The organism is Providencia sp. PROV269 (assembly GCF_028477785.1).
Lineage (GTDB): Bacteria > Pseudomonadota > Gammaproteobacteria > Enterobacterales > Enterobacteriaceae > Providencia > Providencia rettgeri.
Genome location: NZ_JAMPLV010000006.1, coordinates 193721 through 213394, shown reverse-complemented (window position 1 = coordinate 213394; position 19674 = coordinate 193721). Strand labels below are relative to the sequence as shown.

Annotated in this window: 16 protein-coding genes; 12 read left to right on the top strand and 4 right to left on the bottom strand. The window is 39.1% G+C overall.

Annotation, left to right across the window (positions count from 1 at the left end; all coding sequences use genetic code 11):
• Positions 1-105: 105 nt before the first annotated feature.
• The 3 genes from PR683_RS11215 to PR683_RS11205 all read right to left on the bottom strand — a co-directional run bounded on the left by PR683_RS11215 (position 106) and on the right by PR683_RS11205 (position 3363).
• Positions 106-876, bottom strand: coding sequence for a nucleoside-specific channel-forming Tsx family protein (locus tag PR683_RS11215; RefSeq protein WP_004914534.1), 771 nt, complete (start codon positions 874-876; stop codon positions 106-108).
• Positions 877-1148: 272 nt separating this feature from the next.
• Positions 1149-2651: a muropeptide MFS transporter AmpG gene (gene ampG / locus PR683_RS11210; protein ID WP_004914530.1), complete on the bottom strand. Its 1503-nt coding sequence runs from the start codon at positions 2649-2651 to the stop codon at positions 1149-1151.
• Between the two features lie 130 nt (positions 2652-2781).
• Positions 2782-3363, bottom strand: coding sequence for a YajG family lipoprotein (locus tag PR683_RS11205; RefSeq protein ID WP_004914528.1), 582 nt, complete (start codon positions 3361-3363; stop codon positions 2782-2784).
• Positions 3364-3619: 256 nt separating this feature from the next.
• On the opposite strand from PR683_RS11205, the gene bolA reads away from it, so the two are divergent.
• The 9 genes from bolA to PR683_RS11160 all read left to right on the top strand — a co-directional run bounded on the left by bolA (position 3620) and on the right by PR683_RS11160 (position 14482).
• Complete coding sequence (gene bolA / locus PR683_RS11200; RefSeq protein ID WP_004914525.1) at positions 3620-3958, top strand: transcriptional regulator BolA; 339 nt, start codon at positions 3620-3622, stop codon at positions 3956-3958.
• Between the two features lie 353 nt (positions 3959-4311).
• Positions 4312-5616: a trigger factor gene (gene tig, locus PR683_RS11195; protein ID WP_004914522.1), complete on the top strand. Its 1305-nt coding sequence runs from the start codon at positions 4312-4314 to the stop codon at positions 5614-5616.
• Between the two features lie 540 nt (positions 5617-6156).
• Positions 6157-6777 (top strand): ATP-dependent Clp endopeptidase proteolytic subunit ClpP, encoded by a 621-nt coding sequence (clpP, locus tag PR683_RS11190; RefSeq protein ID WP_004905443.1) that lies wholly within the window; start codon positions 6157-6159, stop codon positions 6775-6777.
• Between the two features lie 114 nt (positions 6778-6891).
• Positions 6892-8169 carry an ATP-dependent protease ATP-binding subunit ClpX gene (gene clpX / locus PR683_RS11185; RefSeq protein WP_004914518.1) on the top strand — a complete coding sequence of 426 codons (1278 nt, stop codon included), beginning with the start codon at positions 6892-6894 and terminating at the stop codon, positions 8167-8169.
• Positions 8170-8375: 206 nt separating this feature from the next.
• Positions 8376-10814: an endopeptidase La gene (gene lon / locus PR683_RS11180; RefSeq protein ID WP_004914515.1), complete on the top strand. Its 2439-nt coding sequence runs from the start codon at positions 8376-8378 to the stop codon at positions 10812-10814.
• Positions 10815-11040: 226 nt separating this feature from the next.
• Positions 11041-11316 (top strand): nucleoid-associated protein HU-beta, encoded by a 276-nt coding sequence (gene hupB / locus PR683_RS11175; RefSeq protein ID WP_004914513.1) that lies wholly within the window; start codon positions 11041-11043, stop codon positions 11314-11316.
• 175 nt (positions 11317-11491) lie between these two features.
• Complete coding sequence (ppiD, locus tag PR683_RS11170) at positions 11492-13363, top strand: peptidylprolyl isomerase (protein ID WP_117162851.1); 1872 nt, start codon at positions 11492-11494, stop codon at positions 13361-13363.
• 144 nt (positions 13364-13507) lie between these two features.
• On the top strand, positions 13508-13879 hold the full coding sequence (locus tag PR683_RS11165) for a ComEA family DNA-binding protein (protein WP_109911895.1): 372 nt from the start codon (positions 13508-13510) through the stop codon (positions 13877-13879).
• Between the two features lie 174 nt (positions 13880-14053).
• Complete coding sequence (locus PR683_RS11160) at positions 14054-14482, top strand: acyl-CoA thioesterase (RefSeq protein WP_109911896.1); 429 nt, start codon at positions 14054-14056, stop codon at positions 14480-14482.
• Positions 14483-14543: 61 nt separating this feature from the next.
• Here the strand turns inward: PR683_RS11160 and queC are convergent, their stop codons facing one another.
• Complete coding sequence (gene queC / locus PR683_RS11155) at positions 14544-15233, bottom strand: 7-cyano-7-deazaguanine synthase QueC (RefSeq protein WP_109911897.1); 690 nt, start codon at positions 15231-15233, stop codon at positions 14544-14546.
• A 277-nt stretch (positions 15234-15510) separates the two neighbouring features.
• Between queC and PR683_RS11150 the strand changes: the two genes are divergently transcribed.
• From PR683_RS11150 to PR683_RS11140, 3 genes are all read left to right on the top strand, one after another.
• Positions 15511-15972, top strand: a complete 462-nt coding sequence (locus tag PR683_RS11150; protein WP_004905429.1) for an Lrp/AsnC family transcriptional regulator — start codon at positions 15511-15513, stop codon at positions 15970-15972.
• A 75-nt stretch (positions 15973-16047) separates the two neighbouring features.
• Positions 16048-17793 (top strand): SmdA family multidrug ABC transporter permease/ATP-binding protein, encoded by a 1746-nt coding sequence (locus PR683_RS11145; protein ID WP_209102241.1) that lies wholly within the window; start codon positions 16048-16050, stop codon positions 17791-17793.
• The gene (locus PR683_RS11140; protein ID WP_109911899.1) at positions 17790-19574 is read left to right on the top strand and encodes a SmdB family multidrug efflux ABC transporter permease/ATP-binding protein; all 1785 of its coding nucleotides are present in this window, start codon (positions 17790-17792) and stop codon (positions 19572-19574) included. Before PR683_RS11145 ends, PR683_RS11140 begins: the two co-directional genes overlap by 4 nt.
• The last annotated feature ends 100 nt before the right edge of the window (positions 19575-19674 follow it).

The following is a 19674-nucleotide window of genomic DNA, read 5'->3' as shown; positions in this document are numbered from 1 at the left end:
ATAAAGCTATTTTGGTTGCTTTATCGGCTAAATCATAAAAAAAATTCTTATTTTACTGATAAAAAAAAGAAAACTATTAACTCTGATACAATTCTCTATCGAGCGCTAAAAGGTATACTTTAATGTATAAATGATTGCATCTTGGTAGAAAGTATCGCCTAATTTATTATCAGCATAGCGGTATTGTACCCCAGCAGAAACATGGTTTGTGGCATTCCACCAAAAAGCGAGAGCGCCATTTATGCCATTACTCTTGCCTCCGTTATAGCGTTTGTTCCTAGCAAACTCCATTTCATGCCAGTTCGTTATCATGAAATTTTCGTCAAATACGCTGAAATTATAGCCGGCTACCCAACCCGCGACATATCCATTATTACCTGAATAGAATGTCTGGTCGGTGTAATTAAGGGCAATAAAAGGTTTAAACCATAAGTCACCGAATGCCGTGTTATAGCCAATACCATATAAAGTGTTCACATCATGGAAATTACCACCATATTTGGCACCAGGTAATGACCAAGTACCATAAACATGGCCATATAGGTTGAAACCAGTGTCACCTAAATAAAAGCGGCCTGTTGTTTTAATGGTATAACGTTTATTTCGTCCTGAATCGGTGTGTTGGCTGTGGAATGGGTTTTCGAGATCAAAAAAACCATATAACTCCCCCCAATTAAAATTGGCACCTCCTTCAAGTTCAATATAGGCAAAGTCTTTTTTACGTGTCGTATTTTCTGTTTTATTTTCAGTACGATGTGACCAATCTAAATAGTTTACATTGACATCAGCAAAGCCATTTTTATAGCCAATAATATCGTCAGAATATGCCGTACCTGCTAGAGAAATTAAGGTGGCAATGTAAATGATTTTTTTCATATATAGATTATTTTCACTTATAGATTAATGGGGTTTAGTAAAGCGTTAGTTATTAACATTTTAGCTAACCAATTTATAACTTGTGATATATTAGACTTGAAAGTTGCAATTAAGAAATATTTTGCACGTATGAAGTGATCGCAATCACGATATTTTGACATTATCGCTTTGTTTTGTTATTTGGATCTAATTTATAGGTAAAGATCAAATTACCTAAATAAGTAAACTTTATTTAGGTAATCGTTGGGTTAATGAGAAAAGTATAGAAAGGGTTATTGTTGTACTGTCTTGCGAACGGCGAGGTAGTCTAAACTACCACCAATAACTAGGCTGATAGCACCAATACTAATGCCAGTATTAAAAATAAGATTTTGGTAGTGAGGTAAACTCAGCCAAAATTCAATTTGTGTAGTAAATAGATAAACTTTCATACCACTAAATGAAAATACAAGTAATGAAAGTAACCAAATAGCAAGGAAGCTAACGGCAGTAATAAGTGCATATACGGCAATGCGATAGCCTTTTGCATACAGCTGGCGCCGCTGAAATAACCCTGTTGCTTGTGTGTATATTAGGGATGTCCGGCAAGCTAATAAAAGCAAAACACCCGGAACCGCAACTGCGATTGAAATAAGGTAGAATAGTGGCCAGCCATAATTACTGACGAAAATACTCGCAACTGGGCCAATATAAACACGGCCTACAGCCGAAAGAGCGGAAAGAAGTGCAAATTGCGTTGCGGATAACGATTTATTACATAGTGTCATTAATAGGGCGACAAAAGCAGCGGTTCCCATACCAGAAAAGATATTTTCTAGAAATATAATCGACCCCATGGTTAGGATATGAGGTGGTGTTATCGCTAAGAACCAATAGCCTATATTAGAGCCACCTTGTAGAAGCCCAAAAATAAACAGAGCTTTAAATAAGCTCATGTTTTTCATTAAGTAACCACCAAGTAACGCCCCAATAATGGTTGCGGCCATACCGACAGTTTTATTGACGGTACCCACTTCACTTAAACTAAAACCAAGGGCATTTAATAGAAAATTGGTGTTGAGCGCCATCACAAAGGCGTCACCAAGTTTGTAAAAAACTAACAGTAGTAAGATTAGCCAAGCATTGTTCCGGCTAAAGAATTCAGCGAGTGGTTCGTAAATCGCTTTTTTTAGTGACGTTGGCGCAGCACAACTCTCTTCGGGTTCTTTCGCAAGTAATGTAGCAATAACACCGATAATCATTAGCCCTGCCATGACTAAATAAAGTTGTTTCCACGTTAAAAACTTATCCGCTAACCAAAGTGCAAGGCCGCCTGAGACTAACATACTGATCCGGTAACCCATAACTGAGGTTGCAGCGCCAATTCCACGTTCTTCTGCACTCAGCAAGTCGGTTTTATAAGCATCAAAAACAATGTCTTGCGAGGCTGAACAAAATGCAACAGTGACCGCCAGTGCAGCAAGGTACCACAAATGTTCTGACGGATTCATAAAGCCCATAGCGGCAATGCTGATAATCAACAGAATTTGAGTGGTTAATAGCCATCCTCTTCGACGACCAAGAAAGGGTGGGGTATAGCGGTCCATCATTGGAGACCAAAGAAATTTCAACACATAAGCCTGTCCGACTAATGAAAAGAAACCAATGGTTTTTATATCGACATTTTCAACAGTTAGCCAAGCTTGTAATGTACCTGCAGTTAAAGCTAAAGGTAGACCAGAAACAAAGCCTAAAAGGATTAAAGTGATGTTATTTGGTAGAGTAAAACGAGGCATTATTTCCCTCTAAGCCAGTGTGATATTGCTGCAATACATTGCGCTGCAGAGGTATTGGCTGCGCTATGCTACCCAAGCTCAATCAATGAGAGCTTAGGTAGCTTAATACTTAATGATAATGATTGCTCAATTAATAGCGTGAATTTTGTCTGATAAAATCGGTGATTTCTTGGTCTGTTGCCATATCTGCAATTAAATCAGTTAATGCGCTATTGATAGCCGTTTCTATCTTGGCATTATTGGCAGCCAATAATTCTTGTGTATTAAAATTACGGGTAAATGAACGTGTTTTTGTCGAGCCATTTGGCGCTGTTGCAATAATACTGACACTGGAGTTTACAGTAATATTATGGCGCAGGCTGCCTTCACTTACTTTGGTATCGAGTTTATTCAATTGAACGACTAAATTCACATTTGCCGGTGATGTCACCATAAACCCACGTGCAGCCATTTGCTTTTCGACGGCTTCTTGCATCAGATAACGAGGATCGCGTGAAGGGTTCAGTACAACTAAACTACCATTACGATTAACTTCTGCTAAGGATTTATTCGTACGGTTATCGACACTGCTGACACTAATTGAAGTTGCATTCAGTGTAGGGTTTTTCGCAGGTAAAGCTATCTTAGGCTCTAGTGATAATGTATTGCTGCTGGTTGCACAGCCCGCAAGAAGAAATAACCCTAAAAGTGGAAAACACAGTTTTCTTAACATAATTTTTTCCAGTTCATCTTTCCTAATTGAAAATGTTTCGTTATGGTGCGGGTATCCGTCGTTCAATATAAAGCTTAGCGGCTTATTTATCCTGAACTATTAGACAACAATTTTTGAAAAAATTCGCATCAATGTGCCGCTATCATAACATTGGTAAGTTATTATCGGATATTTCTATAATAAGAAGATAGCAATAATCAACGCGTACAATAAAAATAATTGCCTCTGGGCATAATTTTTAATTAAGGAACATTTTATGGTCGCTAATGCAGCTCAAAGTATGCAATCTCTCGTGAACCAAAAGTTACACGTTGCTTTTGAACCTACACATTTGGAGGTCATTAATGAAAGCCACCAACACAATGTGTTACCGGGGTCTGAAAGCCATTTCAAAGTTATTTTAGTGAGTGATAAATTTGAAAATAAACGAATGCTTGCCCGTCACCGCGAAATTTATGCTATTTTAGCGGACGAATTATCGGGAGGGATCCATGCCCTTGCTTTGCATACATATACTCAACAAGAGTGGAATGAGCTTGCTGACACTGCGTTAAAATCACCAGCTTGTCGTGGTGTTGGCGGTGTTAATCGGTAGTTTTTCATTTCAGTTAATACACTGAGACTATGCTTTACATAATCAGCCATGCTCAATGATGAGCTTGGTGAATATTTTTTCTTCACTTTAGGTGAAAAAACAAAAAATTTAGTCAGAAAAGTCACAAATAATGAGGAAAAAACGCTTCTTTTCTCAGCTTTTCTCGACTCAGGGCGCATGCATCGGTATAATGCTGCGTCTAATTTTCAGTAAGGTTTCGGGACGCTTCTGATATCAGGGATTGACCGTTACGAAAGTAACGCCCCCCGGTTCTGGAAGGGAGACAGCCATTATGATTTAATGGCATAACTCTGGAGTAGACCGATCACTAAGATTTATTTTGAGGTAAGAAGATGCAAGTTTCTGTTGAAACGACTCAAGGCCTTGGGCGTCGTGTAACAATCACCGTTCCTGCCACTGATATTGAAAAAGCAGTTAATAGCGAATTAGTTAGTGTTGCTAAAAAAGTACGTGTTGATGGTTTCCGTAAAGGAAAAGTACCAATGAACATCGTTAAACAGCGTTATGGCGCGTCTGTTATGCAAGACGTTCTGGGCGATGTAATGCAACGTAACTTCATCAACGCAATTATTGAACAAAAAATCAATCCAGCGGGTGCGCCTAGCTACAAGCCTGAGCAACTCGAAGATGGTAAAGATTTTGTTTATTCAGTTGAATTCGAAGTTTACCCAGAAATCGAATTAGCAGGTTTAGAAACTATTGAAGTTGAAAAACCAGCAGTTTCTGTAAAAGACGAAGATCTGGAAAATATGTTAGAAACTCTGCGTAAGCAACAAGCGCAGTGGAAAGAAGTTGAAGCGGCAGCAGAAGCTGACTCTCGCATCACTATCAACTTTACCGGTTCTATCGATGGTGAAGAATTCGAAGGCGGCAAAGCAGAAGATTTCGCTCTGGTTATGGGCGAAGGTCGTATGATCCCAGGTTTCGAAGAAGGTGTTGTTGGTCATAAAGCGGGTGAAGAATTCGATATCGAAGTTAACTTCCCAGAAGACTACCATGCTGAAAACCTGAAAGGTAAAGCTGCGAAATTTGCTATCGTTCTGAAGAAAGTAGAACAACGTGAACTGCCTGAATTCACTGAAGAATTTATCAAGCGTTTTGGTATCGCTGATGGTTCTTTAGATGGCCTGCGTGCAGAAGTACGTAAAAACATGGAACGTGAGCTGAAAAATGCCGTGCGTAACCGTGTTAAAGCACAAGTTCTTGATGGCTTAATCAAAGCGAATGACATCGAAGTTCCAGCTGCAGTTGTTGATGGTGAAATTGATGTTCTGCGTCGTCAAGCGGCACAACGCTTTGGTGGCGACGAAAAACAAGCGATGGAATTACCTCGTGAACTGTTTGAAGAACAAGCAAAACGTCGCGTAGTGATTGGTCTGCTGTTAGGCGAAGTGATCAACAAAAACGAACTGAAAGCTGATGAAGATCGTGTTAAAGCGCTGATTGAAGAAATGGCTTCTGCGTATGAAGATCCAGCTGAAGTTATCGAATACTACAGCAAAAACGAAGAGCTGATGAACAGCGTTCGTAATTTAGCTTTAGAAGAACAAGCTGTTGAAACTGTATTGGCAGTTGCTAAAGTGACAGAAAAAGAAACTAACTTCACTGAACTGATGAACCAAGTTCAAGCAGGTTAATTTTTTCTTGCTGTATAAAATAATGAAACCCGTGGTGTACTGCTACGGGTTTTTTGTCAATTAAAGCCTTTAAATTATCACTTTAGCGAATTTAATTAGGATACCCTTGAAAAACACATTTAAACCCTAATTATATTATCTATACTTCAAGTAGTCTAAATGGGATTTTAATTGCAATTTGAACTATTTTGAATAGCTTAACATTGTCGAAAACGGTGATATTAACCAACTGAGTTATTTTGTTTCCCTTGAAAATCAAGTATGGTTTTCTAATGGTATAATTCCATGTAACCCAATAGACTTGTGTTAAACTCTTTTAAAGAGCGTCTTATTTACTGCAGCATACTTAGCTGCATTTTCTTCTTATTTCTGCAGTTATTTGGTTAAATATTAGCTAAACTAGAAAAATAAGAGAATTGAAAGAGCCTGCAGACACAGGAATTTTTTAAAACCGTTGTTTGTGGCATGATCTCTGCTCAAAATAGCAGGCAGACAGCAAATTAGGCGCAAGCACCAGAACGTTTTTAATAGGAGATTTCGATGTCACATTTTGGCAGTCAGGAACAATTAGCATCTCAAATGGCCCTTGTGCCTATGGTCATAGAGCAAACTTCTCGTGGTGAGCGCTCGTATGATATTTACTCACGTCTATTAAAAGAACGTATTATCTTCCTGACCGGTCAAGTGGAAGACCATATGGCGAATTTAATCGTCGCTCAGATGTTATTTCTTGAAGCAGAAAACCCTGAAAAAGATATTCATTTGTATATTAATTCACCAGGTGGCGTTATTACCGCAGGAATGTCAATTTACGATACGATGCAGTTTATCAAGCCTGATGTAAGCACTATTTGTATGGGGCAAGCTTGTTCCATGGGAGCTTTTTTATTGACGGCGGGCACCAAAGGTAAACGTTTCTGCTTACCAAATTCACGCGTGATGATCCACCAACCGTTAGGGGGTTATCAAGGCCAAGCGTCAGATATCGAAATCCATGCCCAAGAGATTCTTAAAGTGAAATCTCGAATGAACGAGTTAATGGCTCTGCATACGGGAAAATCCATTGAAGAAATTACTCGAGACACAGAGCGTGACCGTTTCTTATCTGCAAATGAAGCAAAAGAGTATGGTTTAGTCGACCAAATTTATAGTAGCCGTTAATGGGTTAACTTTTGGTATAATTAGTTCATACCATAAACTATTTTAAAGAAAATCGTTGTTTTGTTTTTTTAATCAACGAAAACGAAACAATATGGATAAAAGTGAGGTCAACTGATGACAGATAAACGCAAAGAGGGGACAGGAAAACTGCTTTACTGCTCTTTCTGCGGAAAAAGTCAGCATGAAGTACGTAAGCTGATTGCCGGTCCGTCAGTCTATATTTGTGATGAATGCGTAGATTTATGTCTCGATATCATCCGTGAAGAAATCAAAGAACTTACGCCGCATCGTGAGCGTAGTGAACTGCCTACACCACATGAAATTCGGCAGCATCTTGACGACTATGTCATCGGTCAAGAAAAAGCGAAAAAAGTTTTAGCTGTTGCGGTATATAACCATTACAAGCGCTTACGTAATGGTGATAAAACCAGTGATGGTGTTGAATTAGGTAAAAGTAATATTTTGCTAATTGGACCAACAGGTAGTGGTAAAACACTTTTAGCTGAAACTTTAGCGCGTTATTTGGATGTACCATTTACAATGGCTGATGCAACGACATTAACTGAAGCTGGTTATGTTGGTGAAGACGTTGAAAATATTATTCAAAAATTACTGCAAAAATGCGATTACGATGTTGAAAAAGCCCAACGTGGTATCGTATACATTGATGAAATTGATAAAATTTCACGTAAATCAGATAACCCATCAATTACCCGTGACGTTTCCGGTGAAGGTGTGCAACAAGCACTTCTGAAACTAATTGAAGGAACTGTTGCGGCAGTACCACCACAAGGGGGACGTAAGCACCCTCAGCAAGAGTTTTTGCAGGTTGATACCTCAAAGATCCTCTTCATTTGTGGCGGGGCATTTGCAGGGCTCGATAAAGTGATCGGTCAGCGTTTAAATACCCGTTCAGGTATCGGTTTTGCTGCAGAAGTGAAAGGTGAATCAGATAAAGCAACGGAAGGCGAATTGTTAACGCAGGCAGAACCAGAAGATTTAATTAAATTTGGTTTAATCCCTGAGTTTATTGGTCGCTTGCCTGTTGTTGCAACATTAACTGAATTAAGTGAAGAAGCATTAATTCAGATTCTGAAAGAACCTAAAAACGCATTAACTAAGCAATACCAAGCCTTATTTAGTCTTGAAAATACAGAGCTTGAGTTCCGTGAGGAAGCATTAAAAGCCATCGCTAAGAAAGCCATGGCACGTAAAACCGGAGCTCGTGGTTTACGTTCTATTGTTGAAGCTGCATTGTTAAATACGATGTATGACCTTCCTTCAATGAGTAATGTTGAAAAAGTTGTCGTTGATGAAAACGTCATTAATGAGCAATCAGAGCCGCTATTGATATATAGCAAACCTGATGCTCAAGCTTCCGGCGATAACTAATCCCATATAAAACGTTCAATAGTTAATCAAACGAAATGAGGGGTTTCCCTCATTTTGTTTTTTATGTTCAACTAGCCATTGAATGCTAAAATCTTGTCCCCATATAGTTTATATTCTGAGGTGTGGTTTCCTTGTTTTAGAAAGCAATTTTAAAGCAAGAGACAGAAACCCTTAAACTAGCGTGAGCTAAACGAAGAGAGAGCTTTATGAATCCTGAGCGTTCCGAACGCATTGAAATACCAGTATTGCCTCTGCGTGATGTAGTGGTATACCCACATATGGTGATCCCACTGTTTGTTGGACGTGAAAAATCCATTCACAGTCTGGAAGCAGCGATGGATCATGACAAGCAGGTAATGCTGGTTGCACAAAAAGAAGCCTCGACTGATGAGCCAGGGGTGAATGATTTATTTGCTGTCGGTACAGTTGCATCCGTTATCCAGATGCTAAAACTGCCTGATGGTACAGTTAAGGTCCTCGTTGAAGGGCTACGACGCGCACGTATTACCAGTTTGACAGATAATGGCGAATATTTCTTAGCGCAAGCAGAGTATTTGGCAACAGAGCAAAATAGTGAATCTGAACACGCACCGTATGATGAAACGGCAGCGGGTTCTCAATCATCAGATGCACTTGATGAAAAAGAAAACGAAGTATTGTATCGCACTATTGTTAGTCAGTTTGAAAGCTATATAAAACTGAATAAAAAGATTCCACCTGAAGTACTAACTGCGTTACATGCAATTGAACAAGATCAGCTAGATAAACTGGCAGATACCATTGCCTCTCATATGCCATTAAAATTAGCAGATAAACAACGCGTTTTAGAAATGGCAAATATTGCTGAACGCGTAGAGTTTTTGATGGCCATGATGGAGTCAGAAACTGAGTTGCTGCAAGTGGAAAAACGCATTCGTAACCGCGTTAAAAAACAGATGGAAAAAAGCCAGCGCGAGTATTATCTGAATGAGCAAATGAAAGCTATTCAGAAAGAGCTGGGTGAAATGGATGATGCGCCAGACGAATATGAATCGCTAAAACGTAAAATCGAAGAAGCGAAAATGCCAAAAGAGGCACAAGAAAAAGCCGAAGCAGAATTGCAGAAGCTGAAAATGATGTCTCCGATGTCAGCAGAAGCTACTGTTGTCCGTAGCTATATTGATTGGATGGTGCAGGTTCCATGGCATAAACGTAGCAAAGTCAAAAAAGACTTAGTTAAAGCACAAGAAGTGTTAGATACCGACCACTACGGTTTAGAGCGTGTGAAAGACCGTATTTTAGAGTATCTGGCAGTGCAAAGCCGCGTCAGTAAAATTAAAGGGCCAATCCTTTGCTTGGTTGGGCCTCCGGGTGTAGGTAAAACCTCTTTGGGGCAATCTATTGCTAAGGCTACGGGTCGCCAATATACACGTATGGCATTAGGTGGGGTGCGCGATGAAGCTGAAATCCGTGGTCACCGTCGTACTTATATTGGTTCAATGCCAGGTAAGCTGATCCAAAAGATGGCAAAAGTAGGCGTCAAAAACCCACTATTTTTACTGGATGAAATTGATAAAATGTCATCTGATATGCGTGGCGACCCAGCCTCTGCATTACTAGAGGTGCTTGATCCAGAACAAAATATTGCCTTTAACGACCACTACTTAGAAGTGGATTACGATTTGTCTGATGTGATGTTCGTTGCAACATCGAACTCAATGAACATCCCTGCACCATTGTTAGATCGTATGGAAGTGATTCGCCTTTCTGGTTATACAGAAGATGAAAAACTGAATATTGCGAAAAGACATTTGCTGTCTAAGCAGATTGAACGTAATGCGTTGAAAAAGAATGAGTTAACTATCGATGATAGTGCTTTAATGAGCATCATTCGTTATTACACTCGTGAGGCTGGAGTTCGTGGTTTAGAGCGCGAAATCTCTAAATTATGCCGTAAAGCGGTTAAAGCGCTACTTATGGACAAAAAGCTCAAGCACATTGAAATCAATGCGGACAACCTGAAAGATTATCTGGGAGTTCGTCGTTTTGATTACGGCCAAGCAGACACAGAAAACCGTGTTGGGCAAGTTACAGGCCTTGCTTGGACTGAAGTTGGTGGTGACTTACTCACGATTGAAACTGCTTGTGTGCCCGGTAAAGGCAAACTAACCTATACCGGTTCTTTAGGTGAAGTGATGCAAGAGTCTATTCAAACCGCATTAACGGTTGTTAGAGCTCGAGCGGAAAAACTGGGTATTAATAGCGATTTTTATGAAAAACGCGATATCCATGTGCACGTACCTGAAGGGGCAACGCCAAAAGATGGTCCAAGTGCAGGTATTGCGATGTCTACAGCATTAGTTTCTTGCCTAACGGGTAATCCGGTGAGAGCAGATGTTGCTATGACGGGTGAAATTACATTAAGAGGGTTAGTTTTCCCAATTGGTGGCTTAAAAGAGAAATTATTGGCGGCACACCGTGGAGGGATTAAAACAGTATTAATTCCTAAAGAAAACGAACGTGATTTAGAAGAAATTCCTCAAAATGTGATCGCAGATCTTGAAATTCACCCTGTGAAAACGATTGAAGAAGTCTTATCTTTGGCTTTAGTTAATCCTCCTTTTGGAGCTGAAGTAGTTAAAAAGAAAGCTAAAAGAGTGAGCTGAATCAAGAAGTTTGTATAAAATTAAGGCTGACAGCTAATTTAGGGCTTGTCAGCCTTTTTTTTCATCGCTAATTTAACGATGATTCTGATAATTGTTTGTATGCAATCTGTTCTCTTGCCATTGGTAATCAGGATTGATATAACGGCTGCATCATTAATTAACTATACTAATAACTGCTATAGTTAATTAAGAGATTTATAGTCCAACTAATATGGGGATGATAAGAGTGAATAAAGCTCAACTGATTGATCAAATCGCTTCTGATGCGAATATTTCTAAAGCTGCAGCAGGTCGTGTTGTTGACGCGTTCGTTGCTACCGTAACGGGTTCTTTGAGTAAAGGGGACGATGTTGCTCTAGTTGGCTTTGGGACTTTCTCTGTTCGTGAGCGTGCAGCACGTACAGGCCGTAACCCTCAAACGGGTAAAGAAATTAAAATAGCTGCGGCGAAAGTTCCTGCTTTCCGTCCAGGTAAGGGTCTTAAAGACGCTGTAAATAGCTAATTAGGTATTTAAGTTTGTCTTTCTCGTATTTTTGCGAAAACTCAAACTGACGGAATGTCTTTAATCAGCTAATATATAAGCGCACCATTGAAATGGTGCGCTTTTTTTTCTTTCTGAGTTAAGATTAGCGTATTATCAGGAAATTGAATTCAACAAAGCGGAGTTAAGCCTTTTTATGATGGAAAATTTACGCACAAAGGCGAATAGTCCTTTGCTCAAAATAATACTGGCGCTGATTATCCTTTCATTCGTGTTGGGTGGCGTTATGATGGGTGGCCTTGGTGGCAACAGTGCAAATAATGCCGCTGAAGTTAACGGGCAGTCAATAAGCCGAGAGCAGCTACAGCAGGCTTTTCAACAAGAGCGCCAATCATTACAAGAGTACCTGGGGGATAAATTTTCAGAAGTCGCTAGTAATGAAGAAAGCATGAATTTACTGCGCCGCCAAGCTCTTGATAACTTGATTAACAATGAATTGATTAATCAGTATGCTAATGAACTACAACTCTCAGCAAGCGATCAGCAAATTGAGCAATATATTTTCTCAATGCCTGTTTTCCAAACAGATGGCCGGTTTGATAGCGAAAAATATCGTGAGATCTTAAGCCGTAACAACATTAATGCAGATAGCCTTGCGGCTCAAATTCGCCAAGATCTTACACGTGCTCAGCTAGCCAAAACTTTTACTGGAACGGATTTCGCTTTACCATCTGAAGTTAAAGCGTATGCTGAATTATTTATGCAAGAGCGTGAAATTCGCACTGCAATTTTAGATTTAGCAGAGGTTCAAGCAAAACAAACAGCCTCTGAAGAAGAATTAAAGTCCTATTATGATGCTAACCAAAATAGCTTTATTTCACCTGAGAAGGTGCAAGTAAGCTATGTTGAAATGGATGCAGCATCGATGGCACCAGCGACAGTGTCTGATGAAGAAGTAAAAACCTATTATGAGCAAAACCTGAAAAATTATACTCAAGCAGAGCAAAAGCAGTACAGTATGATTCAGGTTGCTTCTGAAAAAGAAGCGAATGATATTCTGGATGAATTAAAACAAGGTGCAGACTTTGCAACGTTAGCCGCTGAAAAATCAACGGATAAATTCAGTGCAGGGCAAAAAGGCCTGATTGGTTGGATGGAAGCTGCATCAACGCCAAGCGAAATTGTGGATGCTAAATTAACAGAAAAAGGGCAGCTTTCGGCACCTGTTAAATCACAAAATAGCTATGTTATTTTTCGTTTAGATGATATTAAGCCAGAATCTATTAAACCGTTTGAACAAGTAGAAGAAAGCATTAAAACTAGCTTACTTCAAGATAAAAACATTAAGCAATTCTATGATTTACAGCAAAAAGTCAGTGAAGCGGCCACGAGTGATATGGAATCATTAGTATCAGTTGAATCTGTATCTGGTTTGAAGGCTGTGACAACGGATTGGTTTGATAGAACAAACCCACCTGCTGCGCTTAATTTCCCTAAAGTGGTCAGTGAAGTATTTAGCGATCGTTTAGTGGATAAAAATGGTTCTAAAGGAATCAACTCAGACGTTATTAACGTGGAAGGTGACCGTGCATTTGTTGTGCGTGTTACAGAGTACAAACCTGAAAGTGTTGAACCTTTTGAACAGGTTAAGTCAGAAATTGAAACACTGGTTAAACGCCAAAAAGCCGAAGCAGAGTTGAAAGCTACGGGCGATAAATTACTTACTGAGTTAAAAGCGGGTAAAGGGGCTGAAGCTCTAAGTGCCACGGGTGTTAAATTCTCTGATGCTCAAACCGTTTCTCGTTTAATGCCACAAACAGCGGTTATCAATGCGACAATGGAAATGCCACAACCTGTTGATGGTAAACCAAGCTACGCACTTGCGCGTGATGAGTCTGATAACTATGTGGTTATTCAGCTAGATAAAGTAACATTAGGTCAGCCAACGGATGACGAGTTAAAACAACTAACTCGTGAATACCAAGGCGCTATGAGTTCTGCGGTTAACGAAGCTTTGATGCTTAACTTGCGTGAAAATGCAAAAATTGAAGTGCTGAATATTGAATAATTGCGAGCAGCTTTGCAAGTAAAATTGTAACGTTATGAATAGAAGGCCACCTTTGGGTGGCCTTTCGTATTTTTAATTTTATTAAAAAGTGTTCCATATTTTTCTATGGCATCGTTGTGTCTCAACATACACAGGAGAACAAATATGTTATGGAATTCAGTCAATAAATGCAGATTAGGTATTGTTCTGCTCCTTTCTTTATTATGCTCATTTTCTTCTTTTTCTTTGGCTAAGAAAATTGAGCCAGAAAAAGCCACTACGGCTGTCACTCAAGAAAAACAAGTAAGTAATAACTCACCATCAACTAACCATGAGCAGTCTGACAAGGTAAATATTAACTTAGCAGGTGAAGAGGAACTTGCCGAAAAACTTAATGGCATAGGTAGGCAAAAAGCTAAAGCTATCGTTGAATATAGGCAAAAATATGGGGCTTTTAATTCCATTGAGAATATTTTAGAAGTTCAGGGGATAGGTCCTGCATTTTTAGAAAAGAATAAAGATAAGTTAACTTTGTAACTAAAATCCCCCATACAAAGTATGGGGGAATATATTTAAGGTTAATAATTAAGCAGAAAACTAAGCATCTTGTAAATAATTTGGGAGCTAAGTCTTATTCTTGATAATCATTCAGCACATTTTCCGTACATTTGTTATTTTTATGTTATTAAAAATAAACTGGTCGGAGTAGTTATGACAACACACATTAAAGTTCATGGTTATCATATAGATGTTTTTCAGCACGTTAATAATGCACGTTACTTAGAATTCTATGAAGCAGACCGCTGGGAATGGATGAATAAACGCAATTTTATTAGGTGGGCTATAGAAAACAATTTAACAATAGCTGCGGTGAATATTAATGTAAATTATATACAAGGTGTCTTACTCGGTGATGAGCTGACTGTGGTGACCCGTATGGACAAAATAGGCAGTAAAAGCGCAGTATGTTATCAACAAATTATTCGCACTAAAGCAGGAATTCAAGAGGTTGTTTCAGATGCTTATGTGACATTTGTTTTTATCAATAATATCGAGAATAAAGCAATTATTATCGATGAACAGTTGCGTGAGAAGTTAGAGTCATTCAAGGTGGGTTCTGAAGATTTTATTCAAAACTAGCCTACCATTAGCTTGAATATTACGAATAAGCTAATGATAGGCTGTGTGTTTGACTAATTCATTATGGCTTTTGCTTTAATGAGAGCATGATGGCTTCTTTATCATTTAAATATTCATTTAAGCCCTTGCTCCTTAAATGGCAGGCAGCACATTCACCGCAACCATCACCTTGAATACCATTATAACAAGTCAGTGTTTGCTGCCTGATGGTTTCAAGGTGGCCATAACTGTCGGCAAGAGCCCATGTTTGGGCTTTATTTAACCACATTAATGGGGTTTCAAAGCGAATATTTTTGGCAAGACCGAGGTCTACAGCATGATTGAGGGCTTTGACAAATTCATCTCGGCAATCTGGGTAACCTGAAAAATCAGTTTCACAAACACCGGTTATCACCGCTTCTGCTTTTACTTGGTAAGCATAAATTGCTGCTAATGTGAGGAATAAAATGTTGCGCCCTGGAACAAAAGTGCTGGGTAAAGTACTGGACTCGCTTTCTGAAAAATCAGGAACTGGGATGTTATCTCGAGTTAAGCTGCTGATTGCTAATTCATTGAGTAATGTGACATCTAACACTTTATGTGCTGTAGCACCTAAAGATACGCTCAATTTCTGTGCGACTTCGATTTCAAAACGGTGGCGCTGGCCGTAATCAAAAGTAACACAATGAACTTCATCATAGTTTTGCAAAGCTTGAATAAGACAGGTTGTTGAGTCTTGGCCTCCGCTAAAAACCACAACTGCGCGTTTCATAGGTACTCCTTGGTGATATATCATTATCAAAATGTGATGGAAAGAGAGTAAAGCATGTTAGCGATACTGGGATGTAATTCATAGTTCTATTTTTATCAAATTAGTTTGATTGAAGGACTATTTATATGCTGATTTGGTTATCTGTATAAAAATATTCTATAATCATGGTATTTGGTAACATTTTTATTGTTTTTTAATTATTCAATTTTGCATAATATAGTTATACAGCTAATAAAATAACGATAAAAGCACTTACACCCAAGCCAAGAGAGTAATTATGTTAGATAAAATAGACAAAAAACTGCTTTGTTTATTGCAAAATGACAGCAGCTTATCCTTAAATACCCTTGCGGAAGCTGTTAATTTAACCTCTACTCCGTGCTGGAAAAGATTAAAAAGGCTTGAAGATGAAGGTTATATTCGAGGGCGAGTCACTTTACTCGATGGTGAGAAGTTAGGTTTAGGTTTAACGGTGATTGTGACAATTAAAACACAGCATCATAATAGTGAGTGGTATGAGCAATTTGTTTCTTTTGTTAGTCAACTTCCTGAAGTTCTGATGTTTTATCGTATGGCTGGGGAGTATGATTATCTTATGCAAGTGGAAGTTCATGATATGAAATCATATGACTTGTTTTATAAAAAGTTAGTTAATGGTGTTCATGGTTTAATCGATGTAACTTCAAGCTTTGCAATGGAAAAAATCAAGTATACGACAGTATTGCCTATTCCTGATTAACCCTGTAATAACTTAGATAATTACGGGCTCTCATTCTTAGGCATCAATAAATCAATATATTCAAGGCAGTATTACGTGCGATTATTTTCACAACTAAGTTGGTATTTTTTGAGTGAATGGCGGCGCTATCTCGGCGCTGTTTGCTTTTTAATTATCATTGCTATCTTACAATTAGTTCCCCCACGCATTGTTGGTGTTGTTGTTGATGGAATTAGTAAAGGGGCAATGTCGACAAAGCAATTGATCACTTATGTTTTAGTCATGCTGTTGATTGCATTGGTTGTGTATGGTTTGCGCTATGTCTGGCGTTTATGGTTATTTGGTGCTTCTTATAAGTTAGCCGTACAACTACGACAAAAATTTTATCGGCAACTAAGTCTGCAAAACCAAGCATTTTACCTTAGGTACCGAACGGGAGATTTAATTGCACGTACAACGAATGATGTTGACCGAGTTGTGTTTGCTGCAGGAGAGGGCGTTTTAACATTAGTTGACTCATTAGTGATGGGGTGTGCGGTGCTCATTATGATGAGCGTTGAAATTAGTTGGCAGCTTACTTTACTTGCACTTATTCCAATGCCAATTATGGCATTAGTCATTAAACGTTATGGGGATCAGCTTCATCAGCGTTTCAAGCATGCCCAAGGGGCATTTTCGTCTTTAAATAATCATGCACAAGAAAGTTTAACAAGTATTCGCATGATTAAAGCTTTTGGCCTCGAAGATCATCAATCAAATCAATTTGAACAGGTAGCTACCGAGGCAGGGCGTCGCAATATGCATGTTGCTAAAGTTGATGCTCGTTTTGACCCCACTATTTTTATGGCGATTGGTATGGCCAACTTACTCGCTATTGCAGGGGGAAGCTGGATGGTATTAAACGACACACTGACGCTAGGCGAATTAACGAGCTTTGTGATGTATCTAGGGTTAATGATTTGGCCGATGTTAGCGCTCGCATGGATGTTTAATATCGTTGAACGGGGTAGTGCAGCTTATAGCCGTATTCTTAGTTTACTCAATGAACCGTTAGTCATTCAGGATGGTTCGCATTCATTACAGCCTGAAAAGGGAAATTTGAATGTAAATATCATCAAATTTAGTTATCCAGAAACCTCGAGAACAGCATTACATGATATTAAGTTTGACCTAAAACCTGGGCAATTTTTAGGGATATGTGGGCCAACAGGATCTGGAAAATCAACATTGTTGACGTTATTACAACGTCAATTTGATATTACGGAAGGGGTTATTTTCTATCAAGGTTTACCGTTACCCGAAATTCGTTTAGATGAATGGCGTGCTCGGTTATCTATCGTAAATCAGTCTCCATTTTTGTTTTCAGATACCGTCGCAGGCAATATCGCGCTTGGGCGACCTGATGCCACTCAAGAAGAAATTGAACAGGCTGCACGCATTGCTTGTGTACATGATGATATTTTACGTTTACCTGAAGGCTATTCCACTCAGGTTGGTGAGCGAGGCGTCATGTTATCAGGCGGGCAGAAACAACGAATTTCTATTGCGAGGGCTATCTTGCAGAATGCGGAAATCTTGGTGCTAGATGACGCACTTTCTGCCGTTGATGGGCAGACTGAGTTTACAATTTTACAAAATTTAAGCCATTGGCGACAAGATAGAACCATGATCATCAGCGCCCATCGTCTATCTGCATTGGTAGAGGCGGACAATATTTTAGTGCTATCTCAAGGTACTATTGTTAGCAGAGGTAGACATGACGCGCTTATTGAGCAATCGGGTTGGTATAAAGATATGTATCAATATCAACAGATTGAAGCAGCTTTGGATGGTGATCTATGAGCCAAAAGAAACCGCTGTGGCCAGCACTTAAGCGTTTACTTGCTTATGGAAAAGCGTACCGAGGAACCATGGCTATTGCCATTGCAATGCTATGGCTAGCTGCTATTGCAGAAGTTAGTGGGCCTCTGCTAATCAGTTATTTTATTGATAACATGATAGCGAAAAAACAAATCATCATGCCACTGGCTTTATATATGGCTGTTGGGTTTATATTGCTCCAAGTTATTGCTGCACTATTACATTACTATCAAATTATTTTATTTAATAAAGCTTCTGTGGGGGTAGTGCAAACATTACGAACAGATGTGATGAATGCTGCTCTAAGGCAGCCTCTAAGTGCATTTGATAAGCAGCCAGTTGGTCAGTTAATTTCACGAGTTACAAATGATACTGAGGTTATTAAAGATCTATTTGTGATGGTTGTACCAACCGTGTTTCGTAGCTTAGCACTGATCTGCGCTATGCTGGTTGCCATGTTTTCATTGGAATGGCGTATGGCATCAATTGCAGTGATGATTTTTCCTGCTGTATTTGTGGTAATGCTTGTTTATCAGCGTCTAAGCACACCGATTGTACGTCGTGTGAGATCTTATCTTGCTGATATTAATAACGGTTTTAATGAAGTTATTAATGGAATGACAGTTATTCAGCAATTTATCCAGCAAGCTAGATTTGGCGAAAAAATGCAAAGTCTTAGCCAAGACCATTATTTTGCAAGAATGAAAGCATTAAAGCTTGATGGCTTATTATTAAGGCCATTGTTGAGCTTACTTTCTGCCTCAGTATTATGTGGTTTACTATTGCTATTTGGATTCGAAGGAACGACCACCATTGGTGTTGGTGTTTTATATGCTTTTATTAATTATTTAGGCCGCTTGAATGAACCGCTCATTGAATTAACTTCTCAGCAGTCAATGTTGCAGCAAGCCGTTGTTTCTGGTGAGCGTGTTTTTGAATTAATGGATAGCCCGCAACAAGGCTATGGCGCAAGTATTGAGCCGTTACAAGGTGGTTCAATCTCAATTAACCATTTATCCTTTGCCTATCGTGATAACAACATTGTGCTTAAAGACATTAATTTACAAGTGCCTGATCATAATTTTATTGCGTTGGTCGGCCATACAGGAAGTGGTAAAAGTACCATTGCAAATTTAATTATGGGATATTACCCATGGCAAGAAGGGGATATTTTATTAGATGGGCGTCATTTAAGTTCACTATCTCATCAAGTATTACGTAATGGTATTGCAATGGTGCAACAAGACCCTGTTGTTCTCGCCGCTTCTTTTTTTGATAACGTCGCATTAGGACGTGAAATTAGCCAAGATAAAGTCTGGGAAGTTCTTGAAACTGTTCAGCTTGCTGAGTTGGTTCGTGCGTTACCTGATGGGTTAGATACCGTGCTCGGAGAACAAGGAAATACGTTATCTGTTGGGCAAAGACAATTACTAGCGATGGCTCGAGTTCTTGTGGTGACACCTAAAATTTTAATTTTGGATGAAGCAACCGCGAACATTGACTCAGGAACAGAGCAAGCGATACAAAAAGCATTACGTATGATCCGCCAACATACTACTCTAGTTGTGATAGCTCACCGTTTATCGACGATCGTCGATGCTGATCAAGTCGTTGTGTTACATCGTGGTGCAATTGTTGAGCAAGGTAAGCATTCACAGCTTTTGCAACAAAAAGGACGCTATTATCAAATGTACCAGTTGCAACAAGTTGGGGAATCACTGAATGCCCATAGTGATGCTGAAGTTGAGGCTATACCTAGTTAATTGTTCTGCACTCTTATAATGCATCCTCTAAAGCCACTCATCCGAGTGGTTTTTTATTTTGCCCTTTCTTATTGAATTATATGAATAAATATATTTTGGC

What these genes read in the sequence shown, in the direction of transcription:
- PR683_RS11215 (WP_004914534.1), bottom strand. Translation starts at nt 876, where the DNA reads ATGAAAAAAATCATTTACATTGCCACCTTAATTTCTCTAGCAGGTACG.
- ampG (WP_004914530.1), bottom strand. Translation starts at nt 2,651, where the DNA reads ATGCCTCGTTTTACTCTACCAAATAACATCACTTTAATCCTTTTAGGC.
- PR683_RS11205 (WP_004914528.1), bottom strand. Translation starts at nt 3,363, where the DNA reads ATGTTAAGAAAACTGTGTTTTCCACTTTTAGGGTTATTTCTTCTTGCG.
- bolA (WP_004914525.1), top strand. Translation starts at nt 3,620, where the DNA reads ATGGTCGCTAATGCAGCTCAAAGTATGCAATCTCTCGTGAACCAAAAG.
- tig (WP_004914522.1), top strand. Translation starts at nt 4,312, where the DNA reads ATGCAAGTTTCTGTTGAAACGACTCAAGGCCTTGGGCGTCGTGTAACA.
- clpP (WP_004905443.1), top strand. Translation starts at nt 6,157, where the DNA reads ATGTCACATTTTGGCAGTCAGGAACAATTAGCATCTCAAATGGCCCTT.
- clpX (WP_004914518.1), top strand. Translation starts at nt 6,892, where the DNA reads ATGACAGATAAACGCAAAGAGGGGACAGGAAAACTGCTTTACTGCTCT.
- lon (WP_004914515.1), top strand. Translation starts at nt 8,376, where the DNA reads ATGAATCCTGAGCGTTCCGAACGCATTGAAATACCAGTATTGCCTCTG.
- ppiD (WP_117162851.1), top strand. Translation starts at nt 11,492, where the DNA reads ATGATGGAAAATTTACGCACAAAGGCGAATAGTCCTTTGCTCAAAATA.
- PR683_RS11165 (WP_109911895.1), top strand. Translation starts at nt 13,508, where the DNA reads ATGTTATGGAATTCAGTCAATAAATGCAGATTAGGTATTGTTCTGCTC.
- PR683_RS11160 (WP_109911896.1), top strand. Translation starts at nt 14,054, where the DNA reads ATGACAACACACATTAAAGTTCATGGTTATCATATAGATGTTTTTCAG.
- queC (WP_109911897.1), bottom strand. Translation starts at nt 15,233, where the DNA reads ATGAAACGCGCAGTTGTGGTTTTTAGCGGAGGCCAAGACTCAACAACC.
- PR683_RS11150 (WP_004905429.1), top strand. Translation starts at nt 15,511, where the DNA reads ATGTTAGATAAAATAGACAAAAAACTGCTTTGTTTATTGCAAAATGAC.
- PR683_RS11140 (WP_109911899.1), top strand. Translation starts at nt 17,790, where the DNA reads ATGAGCCAAAAGAAACCGCTGTGGCCAGCACTTAAGCGTTTACTTGCT.